General features: G+C 64.8%; 12 protein-coding genes. 1 reads left to right on the plus strand and 11 read right to left on the minus strand.

Going from position 1 to position 15,398, the window contains the following annotated elements; genetic code table 11:
* The first annotated feature begins 88 nt into the window (after nt 1-88).
* On the plus strand, nt 89-1,738 hold the full coding sequence (locus tag BM279_RS18525) for a sensor domain-containing diguanylate cyclase (protein WP_093506145.1): 1,650 nt from the start codon (nt 89-91) through the stop codon (nt 1,736-1,738).
* A 1-nt stretch (nt 1,739) separates the two neighbouring features.
* Here BM279_RS18525 and BM279_RS18530 read toward each other — a convergent pair whose 3' ends face one another.
* The 11 genes from BM279_RS18530 to BM279_RS18580 all read right to left on the minus strand — a co-directional run bounded on the left by BM279_RS18530 (nt 1,740) and on the right by BM279_RS18580 (nt 15,330).
* Complete coding sequence (locus BM279_RS18530; protein WP_093506147.1) at nt 1,740-2,771, minus strand: diguanylate cyclase; 1,032 nt, start codon at nt 2,769-2,771, stop codon at nt 1,740-1,742.
* A 53-nt stretch (nt 2,772-2,824) separates the two neighbouring features.
* Nucleotides 2,825-3,826, minus strand: a complete 1,002-nt coding sequence (gene cheB / locus BM279_RS18535; protein ID WP_093506149.1) for a chemotaxis response regulator protein-glutamate methylesterase — start codon at nt 3,824-3,826, stop codon at nt 2,825-2,827.
* Complete coding sequence (locus BM279_RS18540; RefSeq protein WP_093506151.1) at nt 3,823-6,123, minus strand: hybrid sensor histidine kinase/response regulator; 2,301 nt, start codon at nt 6,121-6,123, stop codon at nt 3,823-3,825. The genes cheB and BM279_RS18540 overlap by 4 nt, the downstream gene beginning before the upstream one ends.
* Nucleotides 6,120-6,800: a chemotaxis protein CheW gene (locus tag BM279_RS18545; protein ID WP_093506153.1), complete on the minus strand. Its 681-nt coding sequence runs from the start codon at nt 6,798-6,800 to the stop codon at nt 6,120-6,122. The genes BM279_RS18540 and BM279_RS18545 overlap by 4 nt, the downstream gene beginning before the upstream one ends.
* Nucleotides 6,790-8,040 (minus strand): CheR family methyltransferase, encoded by a 1,251-nt coding sequence (locus tag BM279_RS18550; RefSeq protein WP_093506155.1) that lies wholly within the window; start codon nt 8,038-8,040, stop codon nt 6,790-6,792. Before BM279_RS18550 ends, BM279_RS18545 begins: the two co-directional genes overlap by 11 nt.
* Nucleotides 8,037-8,534, minus strand: a complete 498-nt coding sequence (locus BM279_RS18555) for a chemotaxis protein CheW (RefSeq protein ID WP_093506157.1) — start codon at nt 8,532-8,534, stop codon at nt 8,037-8,039. Before BM279_RS18555 ends, BM279_RS18550 begins: the two co-directional genes overlap by 4 nt.
* A gap of 4 nt (nt 8,535-8,538) precedes the next feature.
* Complete coding sequence (locus BM279_RS18560) at nt 8,539-10,161, minus strand: methyl-accepting chemotaxis protein (RefSeq protein WP_093506251.1); 1,623 nt, start codon at nt 10,159-10,161, stop codon at nt 8,539-8,541.
* A 201-nt stretch (nt 10,162-10,362) separates the two neighbouring features.
* Nucleotides 10,363-11,088, minus strand: a complete 726-nt coding sequence (locus tag BM279_RS18565) for a tellurite resistance TerB family protein (protein WP_093506159.1) — start codon at nt 11,086-11,088, stop codon at nt 10,363-10,365.
* A gap of 164 nt (nt 11,089-11,252) precedes the next feature.
* Complete coding sequence (gene recJ / locus BM279_RS18570; protein WP_093506161.1) at nt 11,253-12,965, minus strand: single-stranded-DNA-specific exonuclease RecJ; 1,713 nt, start codon at nt 12,963-12,965, stop codon at nt 11,253-11,255.
* A gap of 67 nt (nt 12,966-13,032) precedes the next feature.
* On the minus strand, nt 13,033-13,584 hold the full coding sequence (locus tag BM279_RS18575) for a YaeQ family protein (RefSeq protein ID WP_027905895.1): 552 nt from the start codon (nt 13,582-13,584) through the stop codon (nt 13,033-13,035).
* 102 nt (nt 13,585-13,686) lie between these two features.
* Nucleotides 13,687-15,330 (minus strand): glucan biosynthesis protein D, encoded by a 1,644-nt coding sequence (locus tag BM279_RS18580; RefSeq protein WP_027905896.1) that lies wholly within the window; start codon nt 15,328-15,330, stop codon nt 13,687-13,689.
* Nucleotides 15,331-15,398: the final 68 nt, after the last annotated feature.

Genomic DNA, 15,398 nt, shown 5'->3' on the forward strand with positions numbered 1-15,398 from the left:
CGCCAGGCGGTGATCGGCCACCTGCGCACTAACGGCCCTTCTATACTCGACGGGCAGCCCGCCATCGAGCCAAGGATCTCCAGCCCCAATGCTCCGCACCCAAAGCCTGCGTAGCCACTATGCCCTGCTCACCGTGGCACTGGTCTGCCTGCTCAGCCTGCTGCTCGGCGGCCTGATCAGCCGGGATTCCAGCCAGCGCATCCGCGCAGAAATCGGCCGCGACCTGGCCGAAGTCTCCTACACCATGGTCGATCGCCTGGATCGCGACATGCAGAGCCGCGCCAGCATGCTACAGGTGATCGGCAGCCTCAGTGCCCTGCGCCACCCGGGCGACAGCCGCGAAGTACGCCGCCTGCTCGACGAGCTGCAGGGCAAGTTCCCGAGCATCGCCTGGATCGGTTTCACCGATGCCCAGGGCAAGGTACGGGCTTCCAGCGACGGCATTCTTGAAGGCGCCAGCATCGCCCAGCGGCCGGTATTTCTCGAAGGCAGCAAGGAACTGTTCATCGGCGACGTGCACGAGGCAGTGCTACTGGCCAAGCTGCTGCCCAACCCTACCGGCGAGGCGATGAAGTTCGTCGACATCAGCCTGCCGGTGCGCGATGACGCTGGCCACCTGGTCGGTGTGCTGGCCTCGCATCTGTCATGGTCCTGGGCCGACGAGGTACGCGAGGCGATCCTCAAGCCCATCGAGGAAACCCGCCAGGTGGAATTCTTCGTGATCGGCCGCGATCGCACCATCCTGCTTGGCCCCCGCGAGCTGGTCGGACAGAAACTGCATCTGCCGATGATGCAGAACCTGTCGGCCCGGCAGAGCGACTGGGCCGTTCAGCAATGGCCCGACGGCAAGCAATACCTCACCGGCCTGACAGCCAGCCAGGGCTACCTCGACTATCCGGGCCTGGGCTGGATGGTGGTGGCCCGTCAGGATCTTGAGCTGGCCGATGCGCCGGTACGGGCCATGCACCTGATCATTCTCGCCTGGAGCGTGGTGCTGGCCCTGCTGTTCGCCGCCTGCGGCTGGCTGCTGGCCAGCTACGTGACCCGCCCGCTGCGCACCATCGCCCGCGCGGCCGACCGCCTGGCCAGTGGCGAAATCACCGTGATCCCGGAAATCGGTAGTCCTCGCGAGATCGCCCGGCTCAGCCATTCCATCCGCCACCTGGTGGAAAGCCTCACCCATCAGCACGCCGAACTTGATGCGCTGGAAAACCGTGCCCACCACGACCCGCTGACCGGCCTGCCAAATCGCGCCGCGCTGGCGCGCTTTCTACCCCGGGCGCAGCAACGTAATCAGAGCGCCCAGGACGGCCTGGCGGTGCTCTATCTGGATCTAGACGGTTTCAAGCCGGTCAACGACCGCTATGGGCACGGCGCTGGGGATCAGGTGCTACGCGAGGCGGCCTCACGGATGCGTGGCTGCCTGCGCGGCGGCGACTTGGTGGTGCGCCTGGGCGGCGACGAGTTTCTGATGATCCTGCAGGTGGCTGCCGATGACGCCGCCAACCAGGCCCGGCAGATCGCCGAGCGCACGCTCCAGGCCCTGGCGGCGCCGATACATTGGGAAAGCCAGCAATTGCTGATCGGCTGCAGCATCGGCGGCGCGCTCTGGCCACAGCACGATGCGGATCTCGAAAAGGTGATGGAGATGGCCGATCAGGCCCTGTACCGCGCCAAGCAGACCGGCCGCGGCCGCGTCATGCTGCACGGCGAAGCGCCGGCGGACGAGCCGCAGTGACTCAGGACAATGCGCTGGTGTCGTTGACCAGACCGACCTGATCGCGGCCAGCCTGCTTGGCCATGTACAGGCCCTGGTCGGCAAGGTTGACCAGTTGCAGAGACGTCTGGCCGACCCGCGGCACCAGGGTGGCGACGCCGATGCTGGCGGTCAGCACCGAGTCCGGCTCTGGTTTGTGGTGGGGGATGCCGAGGTCGGTCACCGCGCGGCGTACCTTTTCGGCCAGAAGTCGCGCACCGCCAGCTGAAGTGCCGGGCAACACCATGGCGAACTCCTCGCCGCCGTAGCGTGCAGCCAGGTCGGTAGAGCGGCTACAGCTACCGCGTAGCGCGGCTGCTACACGGCGCAGAGCATCGTCACCGGCCACATGACCGAAATGATCATTGAAGCTCTTGAAGAAGTCGACGTCGATCATCAGCAGCGACAGCGCAGTCTGCTCGCGGGTCGCACGGCGCCATTCCATCTCCAGGTACTCATCGAAATGGCGACGATTGGACAGCCCGGTCAGGCCGTCGGAGTTCATCAGCCGCTGCAGCACCAGGTTGGTTTCCAGCAGTTGCTGCTGGCTTTCACGCAATGCGCGGTAGGCTTCGTCGCGCTGCAGAAGGGCCATGTAAGAGCGCGAGTGATAGCGAATACGAGCCACCATCTCGATGGTATCAGGCAGCTTGACCAGGTAATCGTTGGCGCCGGCGGCGAATGCCGAGCTCTTTACCGTGGCATCGTCCTTGGTCGACAGCACGATGATCGGCACATCGCGCAACGCCGGGCGCGCACGGTATTCGCCGAGCAGGGTAATGCCGTCGACACCGGGCATCACCAGATCCTGCAGAATCACCGTCGGGCGCAGCTGCTCGGCCACGGCGATGGCCTGAGTCGGGTCGGAGCAATAGTGGAAATCGATGCCCTCCTCGCCCAGCAGCTCACGACGAACCGCCTCCCCGATCATCGCCTGGTCATCGACCAGCAACACCATGACCGCGCCGTCCTTGCGTGAGCCGAATTCTTCCATGGATTGGGGTGGGACTTGCATGTTGGTCTCCGGACCGGTTGAAGGCAGGCCTCTGGTGAGTGGCGGTTAGTCTATCAGCCAAACAGTTCGACGATGCGTGGTGCGATACGCTCCAGCGTGAGTATTTCGTTGGCCGCCTGCAGTTCGGCGGCGGCCTTGGGCATGCCATACACCGCGCAACTGGCCTGGTTCTGGGCGATGGTGGTGAAACCACGGTTGCGCATGTTCTTCAAACCTTGGGCACCGTCGCGGCCCATGCCGGTGAGCAGCACGCCAATGCCCTCGCCCGTCCAGTGCTCGACCAAGCTGTCAAAAAACACATCGATGGAAGGCCGGTATACGTGGCTGCGCGGCTCCGCGGTGTAGGTCAGGGTGCCGTTGCGCTGCAGGCGCATATGGTTGTTGGTACCGGCCAGCAACACCAGGCCCGGCTGCGGTTGCTCACCATCGCGAGCCAGGCGCACCGGCAGGGCCGACTCACCTGCCAGCCATTCGGCCATGCCGGCAGCGAACACTTCGTCGACATGCTGCACCAGCATCACTGCAGCATTGAAGTTACGCGGTAATTGCTTGAGCAGCACGGCCAGCGCCGCCGGCCCGCCGGCCGAGGCACCGATAGCCACCAGGCGGCGGGCGGCTGTGTTAGCTGGCGCAGTTGCCGCGGCGATCGGCTTGCGGTTGCTACTCTGGCCGATCAGCCAGCCGATGTTCTGGATCTTGCGCAGCAGCACCGCAGCTTCGCTACTTTGCCCGCCAAGCGAAGGGGTGTTGACGGCATCCAGAGCACCATGCCCCATGGCTTCGAACACGCGGTTGACGTACTGCTCGATATCCACCGAGACGATCAGTACCGCGCAGGGCGTCTGCGCCATGATCCGCCGCGTCGCCTCGACACCGTCCATGACCGGCATCAGCAAGTCCATCAATACCAGATCCGGCGTGTCAGCCTGGCAACACGCCACGCCCTCGGCACCGTTGCCCGCCACCCAGACGATACGATGCGCCGGCTCCTGGGCCAACGCGCGGCGAATGGCCTCCACCGCGAGCGGCATGTCGTTGACGATCCCGATCCTCATTCGTGTGGTTCCCCTACCAGGTCAACCACGGCGTCGAGTAACGCCTCGTCATGGAAACTGGCCTTGGCAAGATAATAGTCGGCCCCGGCATCCAGTCCACGCCGGCGGTCTTCTTCCCGATCCTTGTAGGACACCACCATCACCGGCAGCGACTGCAGGCGGCTGTCGCGGCGTACCAGGGTGACCAATTCGATGCCGTCCATGCGTGGCATGTCGATGTCAGTTATGAGCAAATCGAAGTGCTCGGCGCGCAGCGCGTTCCAGCCGTCCATGCCATCCACTGCCACCGCCACGTCGTAGCCGCGCGACAGCAAAAGCTTGCGTTCCAGCTCGCGCACGGTCAGCGAGTCGTCGACCACCAGCACGCGCTTGCGCTTGCTGCCGGACAGTTGCCGAGCGTTGCGGTCGACCCGTTCCAGGCGCCCGCTGCCGAGCAGCTTGGCCACCGAATGCAGCATGTCCTCGACATCGAGAATCAACACCGGAGTGCCGTCGTCCAGCAGGGCGCCGGCGGATACGTCCTGCACCTTGCCCAGGCGCGCGTCCAGCGGCATCACCACCAGGGTGCGTTCGCCGATGAAGCGCTCGACCACCAGACCGAACAGGCTGTCGCGGTCGCGGATCAGCACCACGGGGATGCCGTTGTCGCTGGGCTTGCCTTCCGGACGCTGGAGAATCTGGCTGGCGGCGATCAGGCCGACGTGCTGGCCCTCGCTCCAGAAGTGCTGACGACCTTCGAGCTGAACGATGTCCTCGGCCTGCAGACGGGTCATGCGTTCAATATGGGCGAGCGGCAGCGCGTAGGCTTCGCCGCCCACCTCGACCACCAGGCTGCGCACCACCGACAAGGTCAGCGGCACTTCCAGGTGGAAGGTCGAGCCCTTGCCGTGGCGCTGCTGCATGCGTACGCCGCCACGCAGCTGCCGCACCATATGTTGTACGGCGTCCAGGCCAACACCACGGCCGGACACCTCGGTAACCTGATCGCGCATGCTGAAGCCAGGCAGGAACAGGAAAGCCAGCAGTTCGTCTTCGGTCAGCTGCTGGCCAGTCTGCTCGGTGGCGAAACCGCGGCTGATCACCGCCTGGCGCAGCTTCTCGAGATCAACGCCGCCGCCATCGTCGCGCAGCTCGAGCAACAGCATGCCGGCATGGTGACGGGCACGGATCAGAATCTGCCCTTCGGCCGGTTTGCCCTGAGCCAGGCGCCGCTCGGGCGTCTCGATACCGTGGTCCAGAGCATTGCGTAGCAGATGGGTGAGCGGCGCTTCGAGGCGTTCAAGCACATCGCGGTCGACCTGGCTGCTCTCGCCTTCGACCACCAGGCGCACCTGCTTGCCAAGCGAGCGGGATAGGTCACGCAGCATGCGTTCCTGCCCGGCCAGCACATCGGCGAATGGACGCATGCGCGAGGCCAGCGCAGCGTCGTAGAGCGACTGGGCGCGCTGTCCACCCTGCCAGCCGAAGTCGTCCAGGTCGGTCATGTGCTGAACCAGCAGCTGCTGGCACTCGCCAAGCGCTTGGCGAGTTTCCTGCAGCATGGCCTCGGCCTGGGCATCCACAGCGCCCTTGGGCAACGCTTCGCGTGCCATATCCAGTGCGCGGCGGGCTGTGGCCTGCAGACGTTTCAGGCGCTGCAGGCTGTCGCCCAGGGGTTTGATGCGCTGGAATTCCACCAGGGATTTGCTGGAGATATCCAGCAGGTGATCGAGTCGTTCGGCACTGACCCGCAGAATCCGAGCGCGGCCCTCGCCTGCAGGCTCGCTGGGTTCCGGTTTGGCAGGCGGCAGTGCAACGGGCGGCTCGACAACAGGTGCTTTAACTGACGACTCGGATGGCGCAATGGCGGCAGCAGGCTCCGCAACAGGAGTTGATGCTTGCACCGGCGCCGCAGACGGAGCCGGGAGCCCGCGCGCCAATGCGCCCAGGCGCGCCACCAGGGCGTCGATACCAGGATCGACCGCACCGGGCTGAAGCGGCGTGCCAAGCCCAAGCAGAATATCGGCGCCCTGCAGCAAGGCGTCGATGTGCTCAGGGCTGAGCAGCAGGCGGCCTTCCTGGGCTTCGACCAGGCAATCCTCCATGACGTGGGCGACCTTGACCCCGGCATCCAGGCCGACGATACGTGCCGCCCCCTTGAGCGAGTGGGCCGCGCGCATGCAGGCCTCGAGGCTGCTGGCATGCCGTGGGTCACGCTCGAGCACCATCAGGCCGCTGTTGAGCACCTGGGTCTGGGCCTCGGCTTCAAGCTTGAACAGCTCCAGCAGTGATGCGTCGCGCATCTGATCGGGTGTCATCCGAGACTCCTGGCGATGGTCTGCTGCACGAGCTGTTCGTCGAGCAGGGTCACGCTACGGCCTTTCCATTGCAACACGCCCGCCGCGAACCGGCGGCCCACCGGTACGCTGCCAGCGCCGGACTCGACGATCTGGCCGACGGCGATCGCCTCGATGCCCTCGACCTCGTCGACCGGAATCACCACCGGCCCGTCCGCCAGGTTGAAGATCAGCATACGCGGCACCACGCGGCGCTCGCTTACCGCCTCGCCGGGCTCGAGCCCGAGCATTTCGCCCAGGGAAAAGCACGCCACCAGGGCGCCGCGAACGTTGGTCACGCCGATCAGCCCCAGCGAGCGCTGGTGCGGCAGGGAATGGATCGGCGTACTGGCGGCGACTTCGCTGAGCGCCCGGGTCGGCAAGGCCAACCAGGCATCACCCAGACGGAACAGCAGCAGCGAACGGCGCTCGCTGTCGTCCTGTTCGACCCATTCCTCATCGGGCTGGGCGTCGCTGCGCTGCAGCGCGAAGCGGTCAAGCAGTCGAGTAGCCAGTTCGGCGTGCACTTCGCAATTGCGGCAGTGGATATGTTTGACCAGGCGTTCGCAGGACTTGTCGCCCTGCACGCCGATGCGGTTCCAGCAGTCGTCGACGGCATCGCGCTCGGCATCGCTCAGCGGCAGCAAGTTATCGCTCATCACGGCTCACTCCACGGCCCGCTCGCTGTTGCAGGCGCTTGGCACCGGCCAAGTCGCCACCGGCGGCGAGCAGCGCCGACAGGTGCGCCAGGGCCTCGGCATGGGTCGGCGCCAGGTAAAGGGTTTTGCGGTAATAGGCCTGGGCTTCGCTGCGGCGCCCGGCCACATCGCTGAGCAACCCTAGCCAGTAAAACACCTGGGCGTCTGGCCCATGGGCGGCGAGGTAGCGCTCACAGGCGGCGCGCGCTTCGTCACTGCGCCCGGCATTGGCGAGGGCGGCAATTTCCTCCAGTGCGCTATCGGCAACGACCGCAGCAGGTGCAGGCGCCGCGGGCGGCGTGCGAATTACCGCAGCAGGCACCCGGGCAGCCGAGCGCGGTAAAGGCGCTGTTCTGGGCGCAGGCTTCGCCGGAACTTGAAGGCTTGGCGCTGGCGACTGCACTGGCCGCGCGGCCTGACGACGAAATACAAACGCCAGCGGAATACTCAACGCCTGCATGCCGATCTGGCTGAACAGGCTGGCCTCGGCGGGGCCGATGAACATTGCACCGTCATTGCGCATTAGTCGCTGCAACACACTGGCTACCGCATGTTGGGTCGGTCGGTCGAAATAGATCAGCAGGTTGCGGCAGAACACGAAATCATAGGGCGCTTCGCCGGCCAGCAAGCCGGGCGCCAGTAGATTGCCAGCCAACAGGCGCACCTTGCGTCGTACCTCAGTGCGCAGCTCGAAGCCCTCTGGGGTTTCGCTGAAATGACGATCACGAAAGCTCAGGTCGTCGCCACGAAAGGAATTGCGGCCATACAGGGCCCGCTCGGCTCTCTGCAGGTTGACCTCGCTGATGTCCATGGCATCGATGCGAAAGCCGTCGCCTGGCACACCGGCATCAAGCAGTGCCATGGCGATCGAATAGGGCTCCTCGCCGGTTGAGCATGGCAGGCTGAGGATGCGCAGCGGCCGGGCACCAGCCAGTTGCACGCAGCGCTCACGGGCCAGGCTGACCAGCGCGACGAAGGATTCCGGGTAACGGAAGAACCAGGTTTCCGGCACCACCACCGCCTCGACCAGCGCCTGCTGCTCACTGGCCGACCCCTGCACTTTCAACCAGTAGGTATCCTCGTCGCCACAGCTCAGTGCCGCGATACGCTGACGAACCGCACGCTCGATCACCACCTGACCGACTGATTCGGCATCCAGGCCGATAAGGCCGTGCAGGAGCCGTTCAAAACGCGCGCTCATCGACCGCCCTCCGCAAGCGGCGCGTACAGTAACTCGCGGACCGGCTCGTCGAGCAGGTCCGCGACCCGAACCCACTGCACCAGGCCCTGCTCGGACTTGAGGACCGGGCCCAGATACCGGGCGTTCGGCAGGTCGACGCCGCTGTCCACAAAGGACTCGGCAGGGCTGCGCAGGGTGTCACTGGCCTGCTCCAGAATCAGGCCCAGCCAGCGGGTCTGATAATGCACGACGACCAAGCGGGTGCTGGTGCGCACCACTGCAGGCTGCCCTAGCGCCTGGGCAGCCAGGTCGATCACCGGCACGGGTGTGCCGCGAAACACGAACAATCCAGCCACCCACGCCGGTGCGGCGGGAATCTGCTTAAAGCGGCGCAACGGCAACACTTCGACCACCTCGTGAACGTCCAGGGCGTAGCGGTCGCTGCCCATGCTGAACAGCAGGAACAGTTGTCCCGGACTACGCCGCCCCGGCGAAGACCTGCCTGCCTCGGTCATTGATTCAGACCTTGAAGCGGCTGACGCCGGTGCGCAGACCGTTCGCCACGAGATTGAGGTCGTCGATGGAGGCGCTGGCTTGGCGCAGCGACTCGACGGTCTGCGACGAGGCCTCGCTGAGCTGCACCAGCGCCTGGTTGATCTGCTCGGCACCGGTGGACTGCGCCTGCATGCCTTCGTTGACCATCAGCACGCGCGGCGCCAGCGCCTGCACCTGATGAATGATCTGCGCCAACTGCTCACCAACTTGCCCCACCTCGGCGATACCGCGGCGTACCTCCTCGGAGAAGCGGTCCATGCCCATCACACCGGCGGATACTGCCGACTGGATCTCACGCACCATTTGCTCGATGTCGTAGGTGGCCACCGCCGTCTGATCAGCCAGGCGGCGCACTTCGGTGGCGACCACCGCGAACCCCCGCCCGTACTCCCCGGCCTTCTCCGCCTCGATGGCCGCATTGAGCGACAGCAGGTTGGTCTGGTCCGCCACTTTGACGATGGTGGTGACCACATGATTGATGTTGCCAGCCTTCTCGTTGAGGATCGCTAGCTTGGCGTTGACCAGCTCGGCGGCGCTCATGACCTGGTGCATGGTGTCTTCCATGCGCGCCAAGCCGAGCTGGCCGGCACCGGCCAGGGTCGAGGTTTGTTCGGCGGCGCCGGAAACCTCGGTCATGGTGCGCACCAGGTCCCGGGACGTAGCAGCGATTTCCCTAGAGGTGGCACCGATTTCCGTAGTGGTGGCAGCCGTTTCGGTGGCCGTAGCCTGCTGCTGTTTGGAGGTAGCGGCGATCTCGGTCACCGAGGTGGTGACCTGCACGGCCGAGCGCTGCGCCTGGGCGACCAGCGCTTTGATTTCTTCTGCCATACCGTTGAAACCGGTTTCGATAGCGCCGAACTCGTCGCGACGGCCCAGATTCAGCCGCGCGGTCAGATCGCCACTGGCCAATGTCTGCAGGGTGTTGACCACCTGTTGCACCGGGCGGGTAATCGCCTGCATCAGGAAGTAGCCGCACACGAATGCGACGATGATCGCCAACAGCACGGAAATTGCCATGCTCAGCTCGGCGCGGTTGACTGCCGACACGATGTCGCCCGCAGAGGAATAAGCCACATCGCGATTGAGTTCGATCATCGAGGTCAGCTGCGTGCGGCCTTCGTTCCAAGTATTGGTGAGCTGACCGTTGAGCTGTGCCTCGGCGTCGGCCTGACGCCCCAGGTCATAGAGGTCGAGGACTTCAGCCTGCTGCTGAATGAACAGATCTCGGGTCTTTTCGAACGCCTCGAGTGCGCTTCGGTCGGCGTCATCGCGGATGGTGGCGCGGTAGTCAGTGAGGGACGCAGCCAGTTTGTCGTTAGCCCCCTTGATCAGTTGCTTGTCCGCGTCGGCGAGGCTGTGCACTTCACGCAAGCTGACCTGAACGATGGTCTGGTGAAACATGTCCGTCCAGCCGCTGCGCACCTGAGTAATCTGGAACATACCGGGCATGGCGTCGTCCAGCAGGCGAGTAGCGCCTTCCTCGACCTTCAGCAGGCGCTCGAAGGATGACACCGCCATCAGCACCATGATCGCGATGATGACCGCAAAACTTGCCTGGATACGCTGGCGAACAGTCCAGTTCTTCACATTCAACCCCATCTGCCGATATTACTGATCCGCCGCAGGGCAGCGCCTCCAGCTCATCCTGCCGGACTCTAGGGGCGTTGCGAGTGCAGCGCAAGCGAGACCGGACCTATTCACTGTAGAACAGGCACCCGGACATGAAGAGGGAGAACGCGGACAGCTGCCGGGCGGCACGAGGCCACCGGCAGTCATAGTGCGAGGGGATTAATTGAGGTCTTGGCGAACCTGGGCTTCCAGCTCGGCTTTGAGGGCCGGGTCGAGCTTGAGGTGGCGGGCCAGCTCGTCCAGATAGGCGCGCTCCATGAAGTGCTCCTCGTCGACCATCAGCACACTGGCCACGTACATCTCCGCGGCCATTTCCGGCGTACTGGCGGCGCGCGCCACCTCGGCCGGGTCCAGTGGTTTGTTCAGTTCGGCGTGAAGCCAATGTTGAGTTTCGCTGTCGCTGGCCAGCTTGCTGAACTCGCCCTCGATCAGCTCGCGCTCGCGTTCGTCGACATGACCGTCGGCCTTGGCTGCAGCCACCAGCGCCTTGAGGATGCCCTGGCTGTGCAGCTCCACCTCGGGCGCCGGCAGTCGATCGATGGTCTGCGGCTCACCCTTGGGAGCGCCCGCCTGCTTGGCCTGCCAGTTGCCGTAGGCCTTGTAGGCGATCACTCCCAGGGCGGCCAGGCCGCCATAGATCGCCACCTTGCCACCGACCTTGCGGACGCGCTTATTGCCCAGCAGCATGGCCAGCGCCGCACCGCCGCCAGCGCCCTTGAGCATCGAGCCCAGATCGCTACCACCACCAGAGGATTTGCCAGAAGCGCCGCCAAGCAAGCCGCCCAGGGCGTCGCCCAGGCCGGATGAGGATTTACCAGCGGTTTTCTGTTGCAGCAATTGCTGCCCGGACTTGAGCAGTTGATCGAGCAAGCCACGCGTATTCATGGACGTCTCCAAGGATTCGGAACGGATGAATCTACTGCGAAGCCTGGCCGCCGTCGGTTACAGATTGCGTCAGGATATTGCGCGAACGGCCGGCACCCGCAGGTCGATAGACAGATGACCTACAGGCAACGTTCAGCGCGGCGATAGGGCGCGTGGTGATGCGATCAGCGCGGCGCCAGGTGCGAGATAAGCAACTGTACGGACTCCTGGCCGCGAAACTCGTTTACATCGAGTTTGTAGGCCAGTTCGACCCAGCGCACGGTGGGGTTGGGCCACACTTCGCGGTCGACGCCAAAGGCGATGCCGTCGAGCTGAACGCTACCGCACTCGCTCTTGAGCACCACCTTGAGGTGACGCTCGCCGACGATGCGCTGCTGCACCAGTTGGAAGGCGCCGTGGAACAGCGGCTCGGGGAAATGCTGACCCCAGGGGCCGGCATTACGCAATTCACGGGCCAGCGGCAGGTTGAATTCGTCGATACTCAGCACACCATCGGAAAGCAGCCGACCGGTCAGGTCGTCCTCGCAGAGCTGGCGGCGTACTTCGTCGTCGAAGGCCCTGGCGAAGGTCTCGAAGTGTTCGGCCGGCAGCGACAGGCCGGCGGCCATGGCATGGCCGCCGAACTTGCTGATCAACCCTGGGTGACGCGAGGCCACGGCGTCCAGTGCATCACGGATATGAAAGCCCGGCACAGAACGCGCCGAGCCCTTGAGCATGCCCTCCCCGGCATCGGCGAAGGCGATGGTCGGGCGGTGGTAGCGCTCCTTAAGGCGCGAGGCGAGGATGCCGATCACGCCCTGGTGCCAGTCGGCTTCGAACAGGCACAGGCCGAACGGCAGATTTTCCAGCGGCAGGTCCTTGAGCTGGGCCAGGGCCTCACGCTGCATGCCCTGCTCGATGGCCTTGCGGTCCTGGTTGAGCTGGTCGAGCTGCACGGCCATGTCGCGGGCCAGGGCTTCGTCTTCACAAAGCAGGCACTCGATGCCCAGGCTCATGTCATCCAGACGCCCGGCCGCATTCAGGCGCGGCCCCAGGATGAAACCGAGGTCGGTGGAGGTGATGCGGGCGTGCTGCTTGCCGGCCACTTCCAGCAGCGCGCGCAAACCCGGCCGGGCGCGGCCGGCGCGGATGCGCGCCAGGCCCTGGTGCACCAGGATGCGGTTGTTGGCGTCCAGCGGCACCACGTCGGCGACGCTACCCAGGGCCACCAGATCGAGCAGCTCGCCCAGGTTCGGCTCGGGCCGCTCGGTGGTGAACCAGCCCAGCTCGCGCAGCCGCGCACGCAGCGCCAGCAGCACATAGAAAATCACCCCGACGCCAGCCAGGGACTTGCTCGGGAACGTGCAGCCCGGCTGGTTGGGGTTGACGATGGCATCGGCCGCCGGCAATTCGTGGCCCGGCAAATGGTGGTCGGTAACCAATACCTTCAGCCCGGCCGCCTTGGCCGCCGCCACGCCTTCGATGCTGGAGATGCCGTTATCCACAGTAATCAGCAGGTCGGGCTCGCGGCTCAGCGCCACGGCGACGATTTCCGGGGTCAGGCCGTAGCCGTACTCGAAGCGGTTGGGCACCAGGTAATCGACGTGAGCGGCGCCCAGCATACGCAGGCCGAGCATGCCGACGCTGCTGGCGGTGGCGCCATCGGCATCGAAGTCGCCGACGATCAGCATACGCTGGCGTTGCTGCAGGCCCTTGACCAGCAACTCGACCGCCTCCTCGATACCTTTGAGCTGGGTGAACGGGATCAGCCGCGCCAGGCCCTTTTCCAGCTCCACTGCCGAACGCACCCCACGTGCTGCATAAAGGCGGGTCAACAGGGGCGGCAGATTGCCCAGGTCGGGCAGTGAATCGGGAAGCGGGCGGGACTCGATACGCATGGACGTGATTTTCTACTCGTGCGGTTGACTCGGGGGCCGATGCCCGGCGGTGCCGGGCCGGTTTGCATCAGTTGCTCAGTTCGCGCTCGCCGGCCAGCCATTCCACCGGGATTTCGTGCTGGCCGCGCTCGTCGGTGACGAACAGCTCGCCGTCGCTGATCATCACGCTCCAGGAGAGCGAACGAGGCAGATCCTGGGACAGTTCGGCCAACGCCTCCTGACCGAGGGCCACGACATTGATGTTCTTCAGGCTGCGCACCGGGTCCAGGCATTTGCTCTGCCAGACGCGCAGGTTGCCATAGGCCACCAGGCTGAATTTCTCGGTGCGCCGCGAGCACCAGGTGATGCGCTCGCTGTCCGGCTGGCCGACTTCGATCCAGTGCAGCACACGGCCATCCAGGCTCTTTTCCCACAGCGCCGGCTCGTCGACGTCCGACAGGCCACGGCCAAAGGCGAGGTTTTCCTGATAGAACAGCGCATAGGCGATCAGCCGCGACGCCAGGCGCTCCTCGGTTTCCGAGGGATGGCGGGCCACGGTGAAGCGCAGGCTTTCATAGATGTTGCGGTCGATATCGGTGAGGTTGAGATCGACTTTGTAGGTCGTGGACGGCAGGGCCATGGCGAACTTCTTGGAATCGGGGAAAAGTGCGCCAGTCTATCAGCCCGGCCAGGAGCATGGGCAGCGCGCTGCCCAAAGGAAGCGCCTGCCCTGCTCGCTCGATCAGCTATCCGATTTCCAATCCGGGTAACGGCGCTCCGCCGGCGCCGGCGGGAAGTATTGGTACAGCCAGGTTTCGCTGAGCACTTCCTTGTTGTCGACGCGGCGCAGGTAGGCGCGCATGTTCACCGGCTCGACGCTGTCGCTGGTGGGGAACCAGTCGAACTGCGCGCGGAAGCCTTCGATCTCCGGGTACAGGGCCAGGATGCTGAAATCCTTGGCCTCGCCATGGGAAGCCTCGACCACCACCTCGACCTGAGCCTTGGCATCCATCTCTGCCAGCGGGCCGCCGGCGAAATCGATGGCGAAACGCCGCGCCCATACTTTCGGCCAGTGCTCGCCCGGCGCCCAGCCAAGGGTGAAACCGCCCATGCCGGAGCGCGTGCCATGCACCTGAGCCAGGGTCGGTTTGACCGGCGGCAGCGCCGCCCAGTGCAGTTTGTAGCCGAAGTTCAGCGAGGTGCCGGGCTCGATGGTCTGCTTGGGATTCCAGAAGCAGACGATGTTGTCCATGGTTTCGCCGGTGGTGGGAATCTCCAGCAGGTCGATGCTGCCCTCGCCCCACTGGGTGGTCGGTTCGACCCACAGGCTCGGGCGGCGGCTGTACCACACCACGGTGTCCTGGTAGGACTTGAAGTCGTGGTCGAACTGCACCAGGCCGAAGCCTTTCGGGTTGGTATCGGCGAAAGCGTTGAACTGCAGTTTTTCCGGGTTGTTGAGCGGCCGGCAGACCCACTCGCCGTTGCCGCGCCACATGGACAGGCGATCGCTGTCGTGGATCGCCGTGGCGATGAAGTCGCACATGCGCCGCTCATGGCCACCGCACGAGAACATGCTGGTCATTGGCGTGATGCCCAGCTGCTTGATGGCCTTGCGGGCGTTGATGTGGGCGTCGATATCCATCACCACGCGGTCTTCCAGGCAGTCGATATCGAAGCGGAAGGCGCCAGTGGCGCTCGGCGAGTCGAGCAATGCGTAGAGCACGAAGCGGCTGGCATCCTTGGCCGGGGTCTCGAACCAGAACTCGATGAAGTCCGGGAATTCTTCCGGCTTGTCGCTGAAGGTGTCGATAGCCATGCCGCGGGCCGAGAGGCCGTACTGGCCGGTGTTGTCCACCGCGCGGAAGTAGCTGGCACCGAGGAACGAGACGATGTCGTACTTGGCGATGTTCGGTTGCTTGAACACCTTGAGGCCTGCAAAGCCCAGGTCACCCTTGAGCTGCGACACGTCCACCCCGCTCTTGCCGTATTCGAACAGCTCGGGGCGGAAGTGCACCTCGCGGGCCTGACGAGTCTTGGGGTCGACGGCGTGCATGCGCACTGGCTGGCGAAAGCCCATGCCGACGTGGAAGAACTGCACGTCGAGCTGGCCGCCCAACTCGTTCCACAGCGAGTGCGCCGGGTCGTACTGGATGGCGTTGAACTGCTGGGGCGTGAGTTCGGCGAGGGTCTTGGGCAGCACCTCGGCGGTGCTCTTGTAGGCCTGGCCGGCCATGCTCTTGGCGCGCGCCTGCAGTTGCTTGAAGTCGAAGGGCTCGGCCTCGCCGTCGGCGGTCTTGGCGAAGCTGTGCAGGCTGAACAGGCTGGCCGGCAAACCACTGGCGGCGGCCATCATCATCGAGGCTTTGAGGAGGTCACGTCTATGCATGGGCATCCCTGAATCGGTAAGGAATCTAGGCACCGCCCCTGCAGGGCGATGGAAAAATACCTACAACA

Source organism: Phytopseudomonas straminea, assembly GCF_900112645.1.
In the GTDB taxonomy this organism is placed as follows: domain Bacteria; phylum Pseudomonadota; class Gammaproteobacteria; order Pseudomonadales; family Pseudomonadaceae; genus Aquipseudomonas; species Aquipseudomonas straminea.